The 17,796-nt window shown below is 66.4% G+C and carries 18 protein-coding genes and 1 pseudogene; 18 read left to right on the forward strand and 1 reads right to left on the reverse strand.

The features are described from left to right. Positions 1-95: 95 nt before the first annotated feature. Positions 96-584, reverse strand: coding sequence for an inorganic diphosphatase (locus tag NG698_RS15775; RefSeq protein ID WP_056347687.1), 489 nt, complete (start codon positions 582-584; stop codon positions 96-98). 154 nt (positions 585-738) lie between these two features. On the opposite strand from NG698_RS15775, the gene dacB reads away from it, so the two are divergent. The 18 genes and pseudogenes from dacB (at position 739) to NG698_RS15865 (ending at position 17,738) form a co-directional block, all read left to right on the forward strand. Continuing rightward, complete coding sequence (dacB, locus tag NG698_RS15780; RefSeq protein WP_374210046.1) at positions 739-2,235, forward strand: D-alanyl-D-alanine carboxypeptidase/D-alanyl-D-alanine endopeptidase; 1,497 nt, start codon at positions 739-741, stop codon at positions 2,233-2,235. A gap of 496 nt (positions 2,236-2,731) precedes the next feature. Beyond that, positions 2,732-3,718, forward strand: coding sequence for a hypothetical protein (locus NG698_RS15785; RefSeq protein WP_252601785.1), 987 nt, complete (start codon positions 2,732-2,734; stop codon positions 3,716-3,718). Between the two features lie 135 nt (positions 3,719-3,853). Continuing rightward, entirely contained in the window at positions 3,854-4,987 is a 1,134-nt protein-coding gene (locus tag NG698_RS15790; protein WP_252601783.1) for an Rv3626c family coenzyme F420 biosynthesis-associated protein, read from the forward strand. Between the two features lie 96 nt (positions 4,988-5,083). Continuing rightward, positions 5,084-6,145, forward strand: coding sequence for a tRNA lysidine(34) synthetase TilS (tilS, locus tag NG698_RS15795; protein WP_252601781.1), 1,062 nt, complete (start codon positions 5,084-5,086; stop codon positions 6,143-6,145). A 30-nt stretch (positions 6,146-6,175) separates the two neighbouring features. Continuing rightward, a complete protein-coding gene (gene hpt, locus NG698_RS15800) occupies positions 6,176-6,727 on the forward strand; it encodes a hypoxanthine phosphoribosyltransferase (RefSeq protein ID WP_056347981.1) in 552 nt (183 codons plus the stop codon). 123 nt (positions 6,728-6,850) lie between these two features. After that, positions 6,851-7,794: pseudogene (locus NG698_RS15805) on the forward strand (LacI family DNA-binding transcriptional regulator). Between the two features lie 187 nt (positions 7,795-7,981). Beyond that, positions 7,982-10,048, forward strand: coding sequence for an ATP-dependent zinc metalloprotease FtsH (gene ftsH / locus NG698_RS15810; protein ID WP_252601778.1), 2,067 nt, complete (start codon positions 7,982-7,984; stop codon positions 10,046-10,048). A gap of 10 nt (positions 10,049-10,058) precedes the next feature. Continuing rightward, positions 10,059-10,703 (forward strand): GTP cyclohydrolase I FolE, encoded by a 645-nt coding sequence (gene folE / locus NG698_RS15815; protein ID WP_252601775.1) that lies wholly within the window; start codon positions 10,059-10,061, stop codon positions 10,701-10,703. Between the two features lie 10 nt (positions 10,704-10,713). Beyond that, positions 10,714-11,634 (forward strand): dihydropteroate synthase, encoded by a 921-nt coding sequence (gene folP, locus NG698_RS15820; RefSeq protein ID WP_252610910.1) that lies wholly within the window; start codon positions 10,714-10,716, stop codon positions 11,632-11,634. An 11-nt stretch (positions 11,635-11,645) separates the two neighbouring features. Next, positions 11,646-12,047, forward strand: coding sequence for a dihydroneopterin aldolase (gene folB, locus NG698_RS15825; RefSeq protein ID WP_252601769.1), 402 nt, complete (start codon positions 11,646-11,648; stop codon positions 12,045-12,047). Beyond that, the gene (gene folK / locus NG698_RS15830) at positions 12,044-12,583 is read left to right on the forward strand and encodes a 2-amino-4-hydroxy-6-hydroxymethyldihydropteridine diphosphokinase (RefSeq protein ID WP_252601766.1); all 540 of its coding nucleotides are present in this window, start codon (positions 12,044-12,046) and stop codon (positions 12,581-12,583) included. The genes folB and folK overlap by 4 nt, the downstream gene beginning before the upstream one ends. A gap of 3 nt (positions 12,584-12,586) precedes the next feature. Then, positions 12,587-13,120: a DUF3180 domain-containing protein gene (locus tag NG698_RS15835; protein ID WP_252601763.1), complete on the forward strand. Its 534-nt coding sequence runs from the start codon at positions 12,587-12,589 to the stop codon at positions 13,118-13,120. Next, a complete protein-coding gene (locus NG698_RS15840; protein ID WP_104060168.1) occupies positions 13,101-13,613 on the forward strand; it encodes a PH domain-containing protein in 513 nt (170 codons plus the stop codon). Before NG698_RS15835 ends, NG698_RS15840 begins: the two co-directional genes overlap by 20 nt. Further along, positions 13,610-15,175 carry a PH domain-containing protein gene (locus tag NG698_RS15845; RefSeq protein WP_252610913.1) on the forward strand — a complete coding sequence of 522 codons (1,566 nt, stop codon included), beginning with the start codon at positions 13,610-13,612 and terminating at the stop codon, positions 15,173-15,175. The genes NG698_RS15840 and NG698_RS15845 overlap by 4 nt, the downstream gene beginning before the upstream one ends. After that, positions 15,168-16,058 carry a Rossmann-like and DUF2520 domain-containing protein gene (locus tag NG698_RS15850; protein ID WP_252610917.1) on the forward strand — a complete coding sequence of 297 codons (891 nt, stop codon included), beginning with the start codon at positions 15,168-15,170 and terminating at the stop codon, positions 16,056-16,058. Before NG698_RS15845 ends, NG698_RS15850 begins: the two co-directional genes overlap by 8 nt. Position 16,059: 1 nt before the next feature. After that, the gene (locus tag NG698_RS15855; protein ID WP_252610919.1) at positions 16,060-16,986 is read left to right on the forward strand and encodes a 4-phosphopantoate--beta-alanine ligase; all 927 of its coding nucleotides are present in this window, start codon (positions 16,060-16,062) and stop codon (positions 16,984-16,986) included. Between the two features lie 292 nt (positions 16,987-17,278). Beyond that, complete coding sequence (locus NG698_RS15860; protein ID WP_252610921.1) at positions 17,279-17,500, forward strand: hypothetical protein; 222 nt, start codon at positions 17,279-17,281, stop codon at positions 17,498-17,500. After that, complete coding sequence (locus NG698_RS15865) at positions 17,481-17,738, forward strand: hypothetical protein (RefSeq protein ID WP_252601751.1); 258 nt, start codon at positions 17,481-17,483, stop codon at positions 17,736-17,738. Before NG698_RS15860 ends, NG698_RS15865 begins: the two co-directional genes overlap by 20 nt. Positions 17,739-17,796: the final 58 nt, after the last annotated feature.

Raw genomic sequence — 17,796 nt, forward strand, 5'->3', positions numbered from 1 at the left:
CCCTCCACCTTAAACCACAATGCGGGGTCACTTCCTGCCCAATTCCGGAGGTGGAATGGGCGGGAAGTGACCCCGCGTTGCTGAGACCGTGCGGACTAGTGCGCTGCCGGCACGTAACGCTTGATGGAGGCTTCCAGCTCGGCCTCGGCGGCGGCGCGGTCGCCCCAGCCCTCGGCCTTGACCCACTTGCCCGGCTCCAGGTCCTTGTAACGGGTGAAGAAGTGCTCGATTTCCTTGATCAGGAATTCGCTGACATCGCTGATTTCCTGGATGTGGTCAAAACGGGCGTCAACCGGGACGCACAGGACCTTGGCGTCGCCGCCGCCGTCGTCGGTCATGTTGAAAACGCCGATGGGGCGGGACTCAACGATGACGCCGGGGTGCAGGTCGAAGTCCTGCAGGAGCACCAGTGCGTCCAGCGGGTCGCCGTCTTCGCCCAGGGTGTTCTCGAAGAAACCGTAGTGCGTGGGGTACTGCATGGAGGTGAAGAGGACGCGGTCCAGGCGGACGCGGCCGGTCTCGTGGTCAACTTCGTACTTGACGCGAGATCCCTTGGGGATCTCGATGGTCACGTCATGCTTCATGGAATGCTCCTCGGCAATTGCAGGGGGTTCGCGGCACAGGAGACGAACAACAAAAAGGAGTGTCGGTGCCGCCGACTACTATTGAGGATATAGCGAGAGGCCCAGGTTTCAGGAACTTGCGGGGAAATTTCAGGACTTGAGGACCAGCACCAGCATGAAGGAAACATCGCGTCCCGCAGGGATAAGGGCGGCGTTCAGGCGCACGGTCCAGCGCAGACTGCGTGCCTGGCCCAACGCGCTGCTCCTGGCCGTGATCGTTATGCTGGCCCTTCCCGCCGCGTGGCTGGTTGTCCCTGCTTTCGTCAGCCCGCGTCCTGCGGCGACACCCGAAGTGCCCGCCTGGCAGCAGGCCCCCACCGCGCTTTCCGCCAGAATGGGCCTTTCTCCGCTCACGGAGTCGGCGCCCATCCCGCTGCCCTCCGCGGTCGCCGCTCAGTTGGGCGGATTGTTAAAGCCCGACGGCGACGGCAGCTTCACGGGGCTGGTCCAGGATGCGCTCACTGGCCAGGTCCTGTTTGACCGCGGAGGTTCGGAGAGCCGGATCCCCGCCTCCAATATGAAGCTGCTCACTGCCGTGGCCGCCCTGCGCGCAATCGGGCCGGACCACCGTTTCAGCACCAAGGTCCTGGCCGGGCCCGCTGCCAATCAGGTGGTGCTCACCGGCGGTGGCGACGTCCTCCTGGGTGCCGGGGAATCTGCGCCCAACCAGGTGATGGGCCGCGCCGGACTCGCCACCCTCGCCACCGCCACCGTGAACGCGCTCCAAGCCGCCGGAACAACCGGCGAGCTGACGGTCCTGGTGGACGACTCCCTGTTCACCGGCCCAACGCTGAACCCCGCCTGGGCGGACGGGGACGTTGCGGCGGGCGAGGTTGCCCCGCTGTACCCGCTTGCGCTGAACTCGGCGCGCTTTGACCCGGCCGTGACCACCGGACCCCGCCCGCAGGACTCTGCAATCACCGCCGCCGAGGCGTTTGCGGCGCAGCTCAAGACGGCGGGTGCCGCTGCGGGACTCACGGTAGCGGCCGGCGTCGAACGTTACACCGCACCCTCGGGCGATGCGCCCCCGGCAGAAGAGCCGGCGGTGCTTGCCGAGGTCCAGTCCGCCACGGTTGGCCAGCAGGTGGACCTCATGCTGCAGACCTCGGACAACTACCTGGCGGAGGTCCTGGGCCGAATGGCCTCGGCGGCTGCGGGGGAGCCCGCCAGCAACGACGGCGCCACTGGAGCAGTCCGCGCACAGCTCGCGGATTTGGGCATCCCTACGGACACCATGCGGCTCGCGGACGTGTCCGGGCTGGCGCTGGGCAACCAGGTCTCTGCCCGCCAGTTCGCGGAAGTGGTGCGTGCCATCACCAGCGGGACCGACACCCGTTTGCGGGCCGCGCTGGATGGATTTCCGGTCGCGGGGCTGACCGGAACACTGGACACCCGCTACGTCGATGGCTCCACGGCCCGCGGTGCCGGCCTGGTGCGGGCCAAGACCGGGACCCTGAATTCGGTCATCGCCCTCAGCGGCTACGTGGTGGACGCCGACGGCCGGCTCCTGGTCTTCTCCTTCATCGGCAACGACCTGAAGCCTGGCGCCGCCGGGAACCGGGAAGCCCTGGACCGAGCCGCCACGGCGCTCGCCGCCTGCGGCTGCCGCTGACCTGCTCCTACCGCAACCGGGTTCCTACCGTAACCGCTGCCCTGCGCCGCAATAGCGGTGCCGGGCAACACCGTTCGTGCGGGTCCGGACCGCTGTTATGCGGGCCTGCTCTTTTGGGAGCAAGTACTTGCGGCGCGGCGGGCGGAAAAACAAGTACCGGCTACTCGTGACACTTGACGGAGGCCAGCCCTAGGCTCAACCACACGCGGGCTCCGTGTTTGGCTACGCACGGAACCTCCGACGTCGAAACCGTCATTAGGGGTGAGGCTGGTGTCCATTTCCGATCAAATTCCGTGATGGCGTCCCGACCCGCTCCCGCCAAGGCGCGGCACGGCCTGACCTTGTGCTCGAGGCCGCGTGTTCGGCGGCTCTCCGCGCTCCCGTACAGAGGTCTTCGGATCGGTCCCAGACCCGGCGCGGTTTCGACAGCGCTGCCCCTCGGTGAGCTCCTAAACGGGGCGCCCGTGACAGTTGCTGAAAGCAATAAATTCCGAGAGTGAAGGCCACAATGATGTTCCAGCCAAATAAACGACTATCAGCCCTTAGTTCCGCTTTCACGCTGCTTCTGGCAATGTCGACGGTGGCGTCGTGCGCGGCGCCGGATGCCGGGCAAGCGCAGCCCACCTCCACCGGCACTTCGGAGCCGGCATCGCCGTCAGGGTCGCCGACAGCGACGTCGCAGGCGCCAGAGCTGTGCGGGCCAGGGTCTGCGGTCAACTTCGACAAGACCACCTTCCAAAGCTCTCCGACGATCGACAACAAGTGGTTTCCGCTAAAGCCAGGCACCGTGTATTCCACCACCGGCACGGTCGCCGCTGAAGATGACACCACCGAACGCAGGGTCACACACACCGTAACCGGCCTGACCAAGGTCATTGACGGTGTGAAAACCCTGGTGATGTGGGACCGCGATTACCAGGACGGGGCGCTGGTTGAATCGGAGCTGGCCTTTTTTGCCCAGGATAACGCTGGAGCGGTTTGGCTCTTCGGTGAGTATCCCGAGGAGTTCGAAAACGACAAATTTATTGGGGCGCCCAATACTTTCATCCACGGGATTTCGGGGAGCCAAGCCGGCATTGCAATGCAAGCGCAGCCACGGACCGGCACGCCGGAATATGTTCAGGCTCACGCGGCTTCAGTGGGTTTCCTCGATTGCGCGCGTGCCTACGAGGACAACGTAGCGCTATGCGTCCCCACCGACTGCTACGAAGGTGTGCTGGTGATTGATGAGCACAATCCGCTGGAACCGGATGTAGGCCACCAGCGTAAGTTCTATTCAGCCGGCACTGGGCTGGTAAGGGTGACAGCCGAGGGTGGCGTGAAACAGGAAACCCTGGACCTCGAAAAAATCGAACAGCTCTCCGACGCCCAACTGGCCGACGTCAATGAACAAGCACTTGAGCTCGACCAGCACGGATATGAGGTCAGTAAGGACGTCTACGCCAAGACGGCTCCTGCCGAAGTTGCCACCAAGACTCCGTGACGTGGGTGAAGGACAGCGCAACCGGCCGATTTCTGAAACGAACCACACACAGGCGCAGGTCACCGGATGCCCCGAGCCGTTCGCCGGTCAGCGAACTTAAGGACCATCCGCCGTCCGCTGTGATGTGATGGGGCTATGGAGTCCACTGTGCGTGATTCGTCAGCCCCGGCATCATCCAGCCCGGCCCCGGCCCTGATCAACTGGGACCTGGCCGCGTCCACGGCGGCCCGGCTGGCCTCCGCGGGGCCAACCCTCAACTCGGCGGAAATCGGCGAAGCCGTGGACAGCCTGCGCCGCCTCGCCGACGCCTCCGTCCCGCACGTCCACGAAATCACGGGCCTCGAAGCCGCGCGGGACCTGCGCGACTCCTCTGTCCTGGTGGTGGACCGGGCCAATTGGGCCAAGGCAAACACACAGAGCTTCGCCGTGATGCTCAAACCCGCCATGGATAAAATGCTCGAAAGCCGCCGCGGCAACGTCAGCCCGGCGGCGGCCAGCGTCAGCGGCGCCATCACGGGCAGCCAGCTCGGCGCTGTCCTGGCGTTCCTGTCCAGCAAAGTCCTGGGCCAGTACGATCCGTTCGCCGCGCTCGCCGAAGGTTCCAACGCGCCCGCGGCTGGCCGGCTGCTGCTTGTGGCGCCAAACATCGTGGCTGTGGAGCGCGAGCTCAACGTCACGCCGGAGGATTTCAGGCTCTGGGTCTGCTTGCACGAGCAGACGCACCGGGTGCAGTTCGCGGCTGCGCCCTGGCTCCGCCACCACATGCTTTCCGAGATCGACAACCTCAGCGGGCACCTGCTGGGCAACGTTGATTCGCTGATGGAGCGTGCCTCCGCCGCCGCGCGTTCCCTCAAGGACCGGACCGCCACCGGCAATACGCCCGGCCGCGGCGCCATCCTGGACCTGCTGCAGAACCCCGAGGAGAAGGCGTCCCTGTCGCACCTGACGGCAGTGATGAGCCTGCTGGAGGGCCACGCCAACGTGGTGATGGACGCCGTCGACGCCAGCATCGTCCCCTCGGTCAGGACCATCCGGCAGCGCTTCACCGACCGTGGCAAAGACCGCGGCGTGATGGAGAAATTCATCCGCAGCCTCCTTGGCCTGGACGCCAAGATGCGCCAGTATTCCGACGGCGCCAAGTTTGTCCGCGCCGTAGTGGAGCTGGTTGGCATGGAGGGCTTCAACAGGGTGTGGGAATCCGCGGATAACCTTCCCACCGAGCCTGAAATCCACGATCCCAAGCTGTGGGTTGACCGGATGGGCCTATAGGTGCCGCACGCCCCAAAGGTGCCGGACGCCCGCACGGCTTCAAGCGGACGACGACGGCCCGGCCGGCTTGCGCCCGTCGTCGGCAAGGCGCGCAAAATGGTCCAGAACGCCCTGGCGGACGCCGGCTATCCGGCCCACGTGCTGGTGGCCTGCAGTGGTGGACCGGATTCGCTGGCCCTCGCGGCGGTGGCAGCCTATTTTGCCCGCCGCGGCCACGTTGACGGGTACCCACTGACGGTCGGCGCCGTCGTGGTTGACCACCAGCTGCAGGAGGGCTCGGCCCAGGTGGCTGCGGCCACAGTCCAGACACTGAAGGAACTGGGTCTTTCCCCGGTGGACCTCCGGACCGTCACCGTCGCCAGCACCGGGATGGGCCCGGAGGCCGCCGCCCGGGATGCCCGCCATGCAGCGTTGGAGGCTGCGGCCCACGAGCACCGAGCCGCGGCCATCCTGCTCGGCCACACGCTGGACGACCAGGCCGAACAGGTCCTGCTGGGTCTTGCCCGCGGCTCCGGCACGCGCTCGCTGGCTGGAATGCGGCCAGCCCGCGGCCTGTTGCTCAGGCCCTTCCTCGGCCTGCGCCGCGCAGAGACCCTGGAGATCTGCGATGTCGAAGACCTCGAGCCCTGGCACGATCCCAGCAATGCAGACCCGTCGTTTGCCCGCTCCCGGACCCGGGTGGAAGTGCTGCCGATGCTCGAGGAAAAACTCGGGCCCGGCGTGGCTGAATCCCTGGCCCGGACCGCGTCCATCCTGCAGTTGGACGCCGACTATCTGGAGGACGTGGCAGATCGCACATTTGCAGCCTTGGCCGAGCGGTCCGGACCGGAGGTCAGCCTCCCGGAGGAGGCTCTGGGGGAACTTTCCCCGGCCATCAGGTTCCGGGTCATCGCCAAGGCAGCGGCCGACGTCGGGGGCCAACAGCCCAGCTACCAGCGCCTTCTGGCAGCGGAAGCGCTGCTGCGCCGGCAGGGTTCCGCCGGTCCCGTGGAGCTGCCTGGCGGTGTGAGCGTGTACCGGCTGTCCCTCGCCGAGCTGGCCCAGCGGGACGCTGCGGAAACGCGGCCCGACGGTCCCGACGGCGGCGCCCCCGTTCCCCGTGAAGCGGCCCGCTGTGGGAAGCTAGTATTCCGGCCTCAAAAACCGCCCCAAGAATAGTCGCACCCCGCATCTACACAGGAGCCATTGGTGGATTCAAACGACGTCCAGGCAGACCTCAAGCACGTTCTCTACACCAAGGAACAGATCCAACAGCGGATCGCTGAGCTCGCTGCGCAGATCGACAAGGACTACGAAGGCCGCGAAATCCTTCTGGTCGGTGTACTCAAGGGCGCTGTGATGGTTATGGCCGACCTCGCCCGCGCGCTCCACAGCCACGTTTCGATGGACTGGATGGCAGTGTCCTCCTACGGCTCCGGCACCCAGTCCTCGGGTGTTGTCCGGATCCTCAAGGACCTGGACACGGACCTGATGGGCAAGGACGTCCTGATCGTCGAGGACATCATTGACTCCGGCCTGACCCTGTCCTGGCTCAAGACCAACCTGGAATCCCGCGGCACCGCTTCCGTGGAGATCTGCACCGCCTTCCGCAAGCCCACGGCCGCCAAGGTGGAGATCGACGTCAAGTACGTCGGCTACGACATCCCCAACGAGTTCGTGGTGGGCTACGGCCTGGACTACGCCGAGAAGTACCGCAACCTGGACTTCGTGGGCACGCTCGCCCCGCACGTTTACGAGTAGCCACTCTCGCCCCGCACGTTTACGAGTAGCCACTCTCGCCGAGATGGCATTTCACGGCAGTCGCACCAACGGACGCTGCCGTGAAATGCCATCTCGCTGCATTGCAGAGGACGTGGGAGACCGTTGAGCAACAAGAACATTGGGATCAAGGACGTAGCAGTCGCCGCCGGGGTGTCTGTTACCACGGTCTCCCATGTCCTGAATGACGTGTCGTACGCACGGATCAGCCCGGAAACCAGGGACAAGGTGAAGTCCGCCGCTGAGCAGCTCGGCTACGGCCCTAACCGCCTGGCCCAGGCGCTCCGCACCCGGCGGACCGGAATGCTGGGCCTGGTCAGCGAGGATATCGCCACCACACTCCATGCAGGTCGCATCATCCTGGGCGCGGACGAGGCCGCCCGTGCCCGCGGCTACAACCTGATGATCATCAATACGTCCGGATCCGCGAGCCCCGAATCCAGGGATGCCGACGTCGAGGCCTTCCTGGAGCGCCGGGTTGATGGCATCCTTTACGCCACCATGTACCACCGCCACGTGCAGCTGCCCGTCAACCTTGGCAGCGTACCGGCGGTGCTGGTGGACTCCGTCAGCACCGGCGGCGGCATCACGGCCGTGGTGCCCGACGAGGAGGGCGGTGCCCGCACCGCCGTCGGAATCCTCCTGGCCTCGACGGCGACGCGGCACCTGTCGAGTCGGAGCTCTCCGAAGTGCAGGGAGGCTATGCGGCGGTCCGCCGGATGTTGGGGCGTGAAGACAGGCCCACCGGGCTGTTCTGCTACAACGACCGGATGGCCATGGGCGCCTACCGGGCCGCTGCGGAGCTGGAGCTGTCCATCCCCGGGGACTTGTCTGTGGTGGGCTTCGATGACCAGGAACTCATCGCGGCAAACCTGTACCCGGGCCTGACTACGGTGGCCCTGCCGCACTACGAAATGGGTGCCTGGGCGGCCGAGAACCTGATCGACGCCATCGAGGGCAAGACGGACCTGGCCCTCATGGCGCTCCACCCGACCATCCTGGACTGCCCGCCGGTACTGCGCGATTCGGTGGCGGCGCCCGCGCGCTGATCCGTTGGCTGATCTGGGGAGTCCCGTTTGCCTCCCACATCCCGCTACGCCCAGAGGGAACTTTTGCGCAGCACCGTGCGTGAATTACTCCGAACGGTGTATAGCTAGTAGCTGATGCAGCATCACACGCGCGCAGACCATTCGCCGTGCAGCACTACCAGGAGGGACGGGGCCAGCCCCCGAACAGATGAAAGCTAAGAGTTTCTTCAAGGGCCCGGGCATCTGGATCGTTGTTGTGATCGCCATGCTTCTCGTGGCCTTTGCAACACTGGCTCCCGGTGGTGCGGCACGGATCGACACGGACAAGGGCCTCGAGCTCCTCGCCGACAGCGGCAAGGTGGAGCAGGCAAAGATCTTCGACGGCGAAAACCGCGTTGACCTGGTCCTGAAAGACACCCTGCAGGTCGACGGTCAGGACAAGGGCAAGAGCGTCCAGTTCTACTTCGTCGACGCCCGCGCCATCGACGTCGTCAAGGCCGTCACAGCCGCCAAGCCCGCCAATGGCTACACGGACCAGCCGATTGAAAGCAACTGGTTCTCCGGCCTGCTCTCGCTGCTGATCCCCGTCATCCTGCTTGGTGCACTGTTCTGGTTCCTGATGACCCGGATGCAGGGCGGCGGCTCGAAGATCATGCAGTTCGGCAAGTCCAAGGCCAAGATGGTCAACAAGGACATGCCGCAGGTGACCTTCGTTGACGTTGCCGGCGCGGACGAGGCTGTGGAGGAGCTCCAGGAAATCAAGGAGTTCCTGCAGGAACCGGCCAAGTTCCAGGCCGTGGGCGCCAAGATCCCCAAGGGCGTGCTGCTCTACGGCGCTCCGGGAACCGGCAAGACCCTCCTGGCCCGTGCCGTCGCCGGTGAGGCCGGCGTGCCGTTCTTCTCCATCTCCGGCTCGGACTTCGTGGAAATGTTTGTCGGCGTGGGCGCGTCCCGTGTCCGCGACCTCTTTGAACAGGCCAAAGCCAACTCTCCGGCCATTATCTTTGTCGACGAGATCGACGCCGTCGGCCGTCACCGCGGTGCCGGCATCGGCGGCGGCAATGACGAACGTGAGCAGACCCTCAACCAGTTGCTGGTTGAAATGGACGGCTTCGACGTTAAAACCAACGTCATCCTGATTGCGGCCACCAACCGCCCCGACGTCCTGGACCCGGCCCTGCTGCGTCCGGGCCGTTTTGACCGCCAGATCTCGGTGGACGCCCCGGACCTGATCGGCCGCGACCAGATCCTACAGGTGCACGCCAAGGGCAAGCCGATGGCCCCGGGCGTTGACCTCAAGGCGGTCGCGAAGAAAACCCCCGGCTACACCGGCGCGGATCTCGCGAATGTCCTGAACGAGGCCGCCCTGCTGACCGCACGCTCCAACGCCAACCTCATCGATGACCGCGCCCTGGACGAGGCCATCGACCGCGTCATGGCAGGCCCGCAGAAGCGCAGCCGCGTGATGAAGGAACACGAACGCAAGATCACCGCGTACCACGAAGGCGGACACGCCCTGGTGGCGGCAGCCCTGCGGAACTCGGCGCCGGTCACCAAGATCACCATCCTGCCCCGCGGCCGCGCCCTGGGCTACACCATGGTGGTCCCGGAGAACGACAAGTACTCCATCACCCGCAACGAACTGCTGGACCAGATGGCCTACGCGATGGGCGGCCGCGTGGCGGAAGAGATCGTCTTCCACGATCCCTCCACGGGAGCCTCCAACGACATCGAAAAGGCCACCTCCACGGCCCGCAAGATGGTCACCGAGTACGGCATGAGCGAACGAGTCGGCGCGGTACGCCTGGGCCAGGGCGGCGGCGAACCCTTCCTGGGCCGCGACGCAGGGCACGAGCGCAACTACTCGGACCAGATCGCCTACGTGGTGGATGAGGAAGTGCGCCGCCTGATCGACCAGGCGCATGACGAGGCCTACGCCATCCTCACCGAAAACCGGGACGTCCTGGACCAGCTGGCCCTGGAACTCCTGGAACGGGAGACCCTCAACCAGGCTGAGATCGCGCACATCTTCACGGACATCCGCAAGCGTGACTTCCGCGAGGTGTGGCTGTCCAAGGAGACCCGTCCGGTCCAGCAGGCCGGCCCCGTGGAATCCCGCCTGGAGAAATCTGAGCGCGAAGCCCAGGAGGAAGCCAAGCAGGCCCGTCTCGAGGAACCGCTGGACGCGCTGCCGCTGCACCCGCAGGGTGTCCCGGATGACGCCTCGTTCCAGGGCGGCATCCCCGACTCGGGGCCTGACGCCACGCACGGCTAAGCTTTCTTCTGTGACTCACTTCGACGACGACGACGCTCCCGCCTCCGCCGGACACCCGGCGGAGGACGGATCCCACCACAAAAAGCACGAGAAAGTGGACCGGCCCCGGATTGAGGCGGCCGTCCGTGAAATCCTCCTGGCCATCGGGGAGGACCCGGACCGCGGCGGCCTTGTGGACACCCCCAGGCGGGTGGCCAAGGCCTACGCTGAGGTGTTCTCAGGGTTGCACCTTGATCCTGCGGACGTCCTTTCCACCACCTTCGACCTGGACCACGAAGAACTGGTCCTGGTCAAGGACATCCCGTTCTACTCAACGTGCGAGCACCACCTGGTGCCGTTCCACGGGGTTGCCCACGTCGGCTACATTCCCTCCCACGAGGGCAAAGTGACCGGACTCAGCAAGCTGGCGCGCCTCGTGGATATCTACGCCCGGCGCCCCCAGGTGCAGGAGCGCCTCACCACGCAGATCGTCGAAGCAATGGTCAGCCACCTCAAGCCGCGTGGCGCGATTGTCGTTGTCGAATGCGAACACATGTGCATGTCCATGCGCGGTGTCCGCAAGCCCGGAGCAAAGACCGTCACCAGCGCGGTCCGCGGGCAGCTTCATGACCCGGCCACCCGTGCCGAAGCCATGAGCCTCATCCTCGGAAGGTAAGTAACAGACCATGGACTCACTCGCTGCAGCCCCGGGAACCGGGCCCGCAACATCTCCGCTGCCCATCCTGCGCAAACCGCGCCCGGCCGCGAAATTCGCGGACCTGCCCACCGGCCGCACCCTGGTCATGGGCATCCTGAACGTCACCCCGGACTCCTTCAGCGACGGCGGAAAGCATGCGACGGCGGACACCGCCATCGCGGCGGGCCTGCGGATGTTCTACGCCGGAGCGGACATCATCGACGTCGGCGGCGAATCGACGCGCCCCGACGCGGAGGACGTCAGCCCGGAGGAAGAACAGCGCCGGGTGATCCCCGTCATCGAAGCCCTGGTCAAAGCGGGCGCCCTGGTCAGCATCGACACCACCCACGCCGCCACGGCAGCTGCTGCCCTGAAGGCCGGCGCCGCCATCATCAACGACGTTTCCGGGCTGACCATCGAGCCGGAGATGGCCGAGCTCGTAGCCGCGTCCAAAGTGCCGTATGTCCTCACGCACCGCCGCGGCGACGCCCGCACCATGAACTCGCTGGCCGAATACCAGGATGTGGCCGGCGAAGTGGTGGCTGAACTGGCCGGCGTCCGCGACAAGCTCTACGCAGCCGGGGTGAGCAAAGAGCAGATCATCGTTGACCCGGGCCTGGGCTTCGCCAAGAACGACGCCCAGAACTGGGAGCTCCTGCAGCACCTGGACCAGCTGGACAGCCTGGGGCACAAGGTCCTGGTGGCCGCCTCCCGCAAGCGCTTCCTGGGCACACTCCTCACAGTCGCCGGCAAGTCCGCCGCACCGGAGGAACGCGAGTCCGCCACGGCCGCCATCACCGCGATCAGCGCGTTCCGGGGGGCCTGGGCCGTCCGTGTGCACGACGTCGGTCCAAGCCTTGACGCCGTCAAGGTGGCCGCGCGGATGGCCGCCGCCCCTACCACCACCTAGGCCGGGCACCCATGGACAAGATCACGCTGAGCGGCGTCACCGCCGTCGGCCATCACGGCGTCTTCGATTTCGAGCGCCGCGAGGGCCAGCCGTTTGTGGTGGACGCCGTGCTGCACCTGGACTTCGCCAAAGCCGCAGTATCCGACGACGTCCGGGACACTGCCCACTACGGCGAAGTGGCTGAGCGGATCAAGGACTGGATCACCGGGGAGCCGCTGAACCTGATCGAGGCCCTGGCCGTCCGGATCGCCGATGGCCTGCTCGCAGAATTCAGCATCCAGGCCGTGGACATCACCGTCCACAAGCCCAAGGCGCCCATCGAGGTGCCCTTCGGCGATGTGGCTGTCAGCGTGCACCGGAACAGGACACACAGTGCCTGGCAAGAAGCGCGGCAGGACGGGCAGCGGTCATGAGCTCCGGGTACACCAAAGCCGTCCTTGCCCTCGGCAGCAACCTGGGCGAGCGGAACGACACCCTGTCCGAGGCCGTTGCTGACCTGGTGGACCCGCCGGAGGTGCGCCTGCAGGCCGTTTCCCCGGTGGTGCAGACCAAAGCCGTTGGCGGCCCGGCCGGCCAGCCAGACTTCCTGAACATGATCATCACCGTGGAAACCACGTTGTCCCCGGCGGAGCTGCTGAAGCACTGCCAGGCGGTGGAAAACAAGCACCTCCGCGTTCGTGAAGTGCGCTGGGGACCCCGGACACTCGACGTCGACATCATCACCTACGGCGACCTCACCAGTGACGACCCGGTGCTGACCCTGCCGCACCCGCGTGCCGCCGGACGCGCCTTTGTGCTGTATCCGTGGTCCCTCATCGAGCCGGCGGCAACCCTGGGCGGGGAACGCATCAGCGAGCTGGCCACCCGCGCCCCCGATTTTGGCGACCTCGCCCCGTTCGACGGTTTCGGCGATTACGACGGCGTCCCCACAGCCGGGGCGGTCGAGTAACCAGTGAAGCCCATCAACCCTGTCCGCCTGCTGCTGATCGGCCTGGTCCTGACCGTGGCCGGCTGGTCGGCCACCGTGGTGACCACGCGCTACAGCATGGCCACGCCGGTTCTTCCGGCCACCGCGCTGGCCACCATGGGCGTGATTGTTGCCATCACACTGGTTCTTGGCATCCGCGTGCTCCGGTGGCGCAACAGCACCAAACGCAAGAAGGCGCTGGACCCGATCCTTGCCGCCAGGACCCTGGTGCTCGCCCAGGCGTGCGCCTACGCGGGCACCGTCCTGTTGGGCTGGCACGCGGGGATCTTCCTGGACCAGCTGCGCATCTGGAACCTGCGCAGCGACCAGGACATCACCTGGGTGGCAATCGCGATCGCTGCCGGCGGTCTGGTGATGATCGTCGTCGGCCTGCTGGTGGAGCGGTTCTGCAAGATCCCGCCCGAAGACACCGATGCAACGCCCGGTGAGGGGAAACCCGGCCGCGGGGTACGCGGCGAAGCCGCAGGGGAAGGCGAATATGCGTACAGAGGCGATTGATCCGCCGGGCATTACCTGGCAGCGGGTATCCCCGAAATACGTCACGGTGCGGCTGGTGCAGTGGGCCATAGGGAATCTGGTCACGGTGGTCGTCCTGAGCCTGCCCCTCGTTCTTGTCCTGCTCGGCTGGTGGCGCTGGCCCCCGCTGTGGCTGGCTATCACCGTCCCGGCGGTGACTCTGGTTCTGGCCATCTGGCGGCTGCTGCTGATTCCGCGCCAGGTGCGCGCCATCGGTTACGCCGAGCGCGACGATGACCTGCTGATCCGGGGCGGCATCTTTTTCCAACGGACCATGACGGTTCCCTACGGCCGCATGCAATACGTGGACATCGGCGTAGGCCCGGTGGAACGCGGGCTGGGACTCTGCACGCTCAAACTCCACACCGCCTCGCCCGGAACCAACGCCACCATCCCCGGCCTGCCCGCTGCGGAAGGGGCACGCCTGCGCGAGCAGCTCGCCGCCCGCGGTGAAGCGAGGCTGGCAGGGCTGTGACGTCAAACGTTCCGGAGGCCGGCGCACCGACTGCGGTTCCGGTGGCGCCCGACGGCGAGTGGCTGCGTGTGCACCCGGCGTCCCCATTTGTGCGCGGCTGGGTGGCCCTGGCGGCCATCGGTTTCTTCTTCGGGCGGGACTTTTTCGAACGGTTGCTGCAAGGCCGTCCTCTGTTCGAGGAGGACTTCGCCGGCCGGGCACCCTGGCTGGTGGCCGGCGGCGGCATCGTCCTTGTGGTGACCGTGCTGGGCTTCATCTTGACCTGGTACTTCACCAAGTACCAGGTCGCCGAAGGGTACGTCCGGGTCAACTCCGGCTTCCTCTTCCGCCAGCAGCGCCAGGCCCGGCTGGACCGCGTCCAGGCCATCGACATCGTGCAGCCCCTCCTGGCCAGGATCTTCGGCCTCGCCGAACTCAAGTTCGAGGTGGCCGACGCCGGTGAATCGGCCGTCAAACTGGCGTACCTGCGGATGGACGATGCCCGCCAGCTCCGGGCCACCATCCTGGCACGGGCCGCAGGCGTGGTCCCGGACCCGTCCCGGCCGCAGGGGGCCGCGCCCGAGGCGCCCGAATATCCGGTGCTCTCCGTGCCGCCGTCGCGCCTTATCGGTTCCCTGCTGCTCAGTGAGCAGAGCTTTTTTGTGGTGGTGGGCGGCATCGCCGCCGTGATCCTGTCCGCCGTGACGGACAACCGGAGCTTCTTTTTCTACCTGATCCCGGCGGTGCTGGGCCTCGCAGCCAGCTACTGGGGCTTCTTTAACAAGGGCTACAACTTCACCGCCGCCATTTCGCCGGACGGGATCCGGCTCCGCTACGGGCTCTTGGACACGCAGGCGCAGACGCTGCCCCCGGGCAGGGTCCAGGCGCTGAAAGTGGCACAGTCCCCACTATGGCGGATGTTCGGCTGGTACCGGATCCAGGTCAACGTGGCCGGGTACGGCGCAGTCGGGAGCAACGGCGAGACAGCGTCCCGGACCACACTGCTGCCCGTAGGCAAGCTGCCCGACGTGATGTCCATGCTCGCGCTCGTGCTGCCGGATCCCGGCACACCAGAGCCCGGCCGGACCTTCGCTGCCGGGCTCACGGGGCTGGATTCCGACGGCGGATTTGTCACCACGCCGCACCGCGGCAGGTTCCTCGCGCCGCTGGGCTGGCGCCGCAATGGCTTCGCCACCACTGACACCGCCCTGCTGATCCGCTCGGGCCGGTGGTGGCGGGAACTGGTGGTGGTCCCGCACCAGCGCACCCAGTCAATGGCACTGCACCAGGGTCCGCTCGCCCGGCGGTTCCGTGTGGCGGACCTTGTCCTGCACACCACGGCGGGGCCGGTCTCGCCACGGCTCACCCAGGCCGGACTTGACGAGGCCCGGGGCCTTTTTGATGCCCAGTCCGCCCGCGCCCGGCTCGCCCGCAAGCGGCAGACCAGTGAACAATGGCTGGCAACGGTGGCGCCCGCTCCGGTGGCTGAGCCAGCTCCGGTGATTGAGCCTGTCGAACCCGCTAGTCCGGTGGTTGGGCCTGCCGAAACCAGACCCCCACAGGAAGGCCCGCAACGTGGCTAAGCCCGGGCGCCTTGGCGTCGGAATCATCGGTGCCGGGAAAGTGGGCGCCGTCCTTGGTGCGGCGTTGCGCTCAGCCGAGCACGCCGTCGTCGGGGTTTCTGCGGTGTCCGAGGCCAGCCGTGAACGGGCGGAGACGCTGCTGCCCGGCGTGCCCATCCTGGAGATCCAGGAGATTGTGGAACGGTCTGAACTGGTGCTTCTGGCCGTGCCCGACGACGCCTTGGCCGGACTGGTGGACGGACTCGCCAAACTCGGGGCGTGGCAGCCCGGACAGATTGTGGCGCACACCTCGGGCAGGTTCGGCGTGGGGGTGCTTCGCCCGGTGCGCGCCGCCGGAGCCATCCCCCTTGCACTGCACCCCGCCATGACGTTCACGGGGATGAGCCTGGACCTGACACGACTGCTGGATTGCACCTTTGGCGTGACCGCTGATGCCGCGATGCTGCCCATTGCCCAGGCGCTAGTGGTGGAGATGGGTGCCGAACCCGTGGCCATCGCGGAGGGGGACCGGGCGCTTTATCACACGGCCCTCGCCCATGGCTCGAACCATATGGTCACCCTGGTGGCGCAGGCTTCGCAGCTGCTCCGCGACGTTGGCGTCGACGCGCCGGAGCGGATGCTGGGGCCTTTGCTGCGGGCCACGCTGGAGAACGCGCTCGCTTCCGGCGAATCGGCGCTGACCGGGCCGGTGGCCCGCGGCGATGTGGGGACAGTGGCGGCCCACGCCGAGGCGTTAAGGGAGTACGACGCCGGTGCTCACGGCGATGTGCTGGAGGCTTACGTCGCCATGGCCCGTGCCACGGCACGGCGGGCCAGCAGCCGGGGGCTGCTCAAAGAGGATCAAGTGGGGGCCCTCCGCGCGGCCCTGGAAGAGGGAAACTGACATGGCCACGCAACTGGTGACAACGGCCGCAGAGCTCAGGGAGGCGAGTGCCCGGCTGCTCGCACAGAAGGCGGGCAGGTCCCAGGGCCTGGTGCCCACCATGGGCGCGCTGCATGAAGGCCACGCCCGGCTGGCGCGCACCGCCGTCGAACAGAACGACGTAGTGGTGGCGTCCATCTTTGTGAACCCGCTCCAGTTCGGCGATGCGGTGGATCTGGACCGGTACCCGCGCACGCTCGACGCCGATCTTGCCCTGCTTGAGGAACAGGGCGTGGACCTCGTGTTTGCGCCTCCGGTGGAAGAGGTCTATCCCGGCGGCGAGCCGCTGGTCCGCGTGACCGCCGGCACCCTGGGGGAAAAGTGGGAAGGCGCCACACGGCCGGGCCATTTCGACGGGGCCCTCACCGTGGTTGCCAAGCTGCTGCACTACGGCATCCCCGGCGCAGGGCTTCCACCGGCCGGTGCTTTTGCCTCAGGCGGCGGGGGACTGCCGGCCTATCGGGCCTATTTCGGGCAAAAGGACGCCCAGCAGCTGGCGCTGGTGCGCCGTATGGTGGCGGACCTGAATTTCCCCGTCGAAATTGTTGCCGTGCCCACCGTCCGGTCCGCGGACGGGCTGGCCCTTTCCAGCCGCAACCGGTTCCTCTCCGCAGAGGAGCGCGAGGCCGCCCTGGTGTTGTCACGGGCGCTGCGGCTCCTGGCGGAGCGGGCAACTGCCCACCAGCCGCTTGATCTGGAATCGGCCCGGGCCATGGTTGAATCGCAGTCGTTGGTGGGACTGGACTACTTCGACGTCGTGGATCCGCTCACCCTTGAGCCGCTGGCCGAGAACTGCCGGAAAGTCCCGTTCCGCGGCGAAGGCCTGGCTCTCATCGCCGCCAAGGTGGGGCCGGTCCGGCTGATCGACAACGTGCCGCTGAGCAGCTGACATGTAGGGTCCGCTTCCGGGGCGCGCAAGGCCTCGGATTCCTGTCCGTCTGTCTCGGCATGGGCTATGCTGAACTTGTTGCCCCAGACCCTGGCATCGCCTTATGTCGGCGTACTCCAGGAGGACAAATTTCACGCAGGGCACCCCAAACTTCTTCCGCAGTTATCCTCGGCCTTTTGTGTTGCCCGGCTCCTGTCTGCCCGGCGCAGCCGCATACACGGCAAGCGGGATGCTCGCGTGTATTCCCTATCCCCGTGGCCTACCGGCCACGCTCAAGTCAGGAGCGAATCCAATGATCCGCACAATCGATGACGGGCTGTCCTATCTCGTCAAAGTGAATCACGCGTCCGTCCTGGACGACTATTTGAATTCGGCCGTTGACATGGCCCGCCAGTTTGCCTCCAGCACTGGCCTGTGCGGGATTCTGGTAACCCGCCACGCACACGACACCTATACCGTTATGGTCAGCGAGGCCGTACTTTTCGGCGAGACCCGTGAGCGCCACGATCCCTAAGGTGGAGGGGGCGATGGCCAACCACGTCGCAGCTGACGGATTCACGCCGATCGGATGGCAGGCCTACGAAATTATCTACTCGATCTTGGAGGACCCGGCACCGGATCTGGCTGACGTCAAATGGCGCCTTCGCAGGTGTGTGGCCGCCCACCCGGGCGCACCGGAACGGGCGTTGCGTGACCACCTGATGGTCACCTCAGAGATGGCCAATGCCAACGGACAGGAAGGGCCGGACTGAGGCCCGGTCGGCGACGACGGGCGGGTTCGCCGCAATCTGTATCCTTGAAGTGACAACT

It is taken from the genome of Pseudarthrobacter raffinosi (assembly GCF_023913735.1).
Lineage (GTDB): Bacteria > Actinomycetota > Actinomycetes > Actinomycetales > Micrococcaceae > Arthrobacter > Arthrobacter raffinosi.

Excerpts from the sequence above, each read along its gene's own strand:
- tilS (WP_252601781.1), top strand. The coding sequence starts at position 5,084 with ATGGTCCAGAACGCCCTGGCGGACGCCGGCTATCCGGCCCACGTGCTG.
- NG698_RS15840 (WP_104060168.1), top strand. The coding sequence starts at position 13,101 with ATGCGTACAGAGGCGATTGATCCGCCGGGCATTACCTGGCAGCGGGTA.
- NG698_RS15790 (WP_252601783.1), top strand. The coding sequence starts at position 3,854 with ATGGAGTCCACTGTGCGTGATTCGTCAGCCCCGGCATCATCCAGCCCG.
- folK (WP_252601766.1), top strand. The coding sequence starts at position 12,044 with ATGAGCTCCGGGTACACCAAAGCCGTCCTTGCCCTCGGCAGCAACCTG.
- ftsH (WP_252601778.1), top strand. The coding sequence starts at position 7,982 with ATGAAAGCTAAGAGTTTCTTCAAGGGCCCGGGCATCTGGATCGTTGTT.
- NG698_RS15860 (WP_252610921.1), top strand. The coding sequence starts at position 17,279 with ATGATCCGCACAATCGATGACGGGCTGTCCTATCTCGTCAAAGTGAAT.
- folP (WP_252610910.1), top strand. The coding sequence starts at position 10,714 with ATGGACTCACTCGCTGCAGCCCCGGGAACCGGGCCCGCAACATCTCCG.
- folB (WP_252601769.1), top strand. The coding sequence starts at position 11,646 with ATGGACAAGATCACGCTGAGCGGCGTCACCGCCGTCGGCCATCACGGC.
- dacB (WP_374210046.1), top strand. The coding sequence starts at position 739 with ATGAAGGAAACATCGCGTCCCGCAGGGATAAGGGCGGCGTTCAGGCGC.
- NG698_RS15775 (WP_056347687.1), bottom strand. The coding sequence starts at position 584 with ATGAAGCATGACGTGACCATCGAGATCCCCAAGGGATCTCGCGTCAAG.
- NG698_RS15855 (WP_252610919.1), top strand. The coding sequence starts at position 16,060 with ATGGCCACGCAACTGGTGACAACGGCCGCAGAGCTCAGGGAGGCGAGT.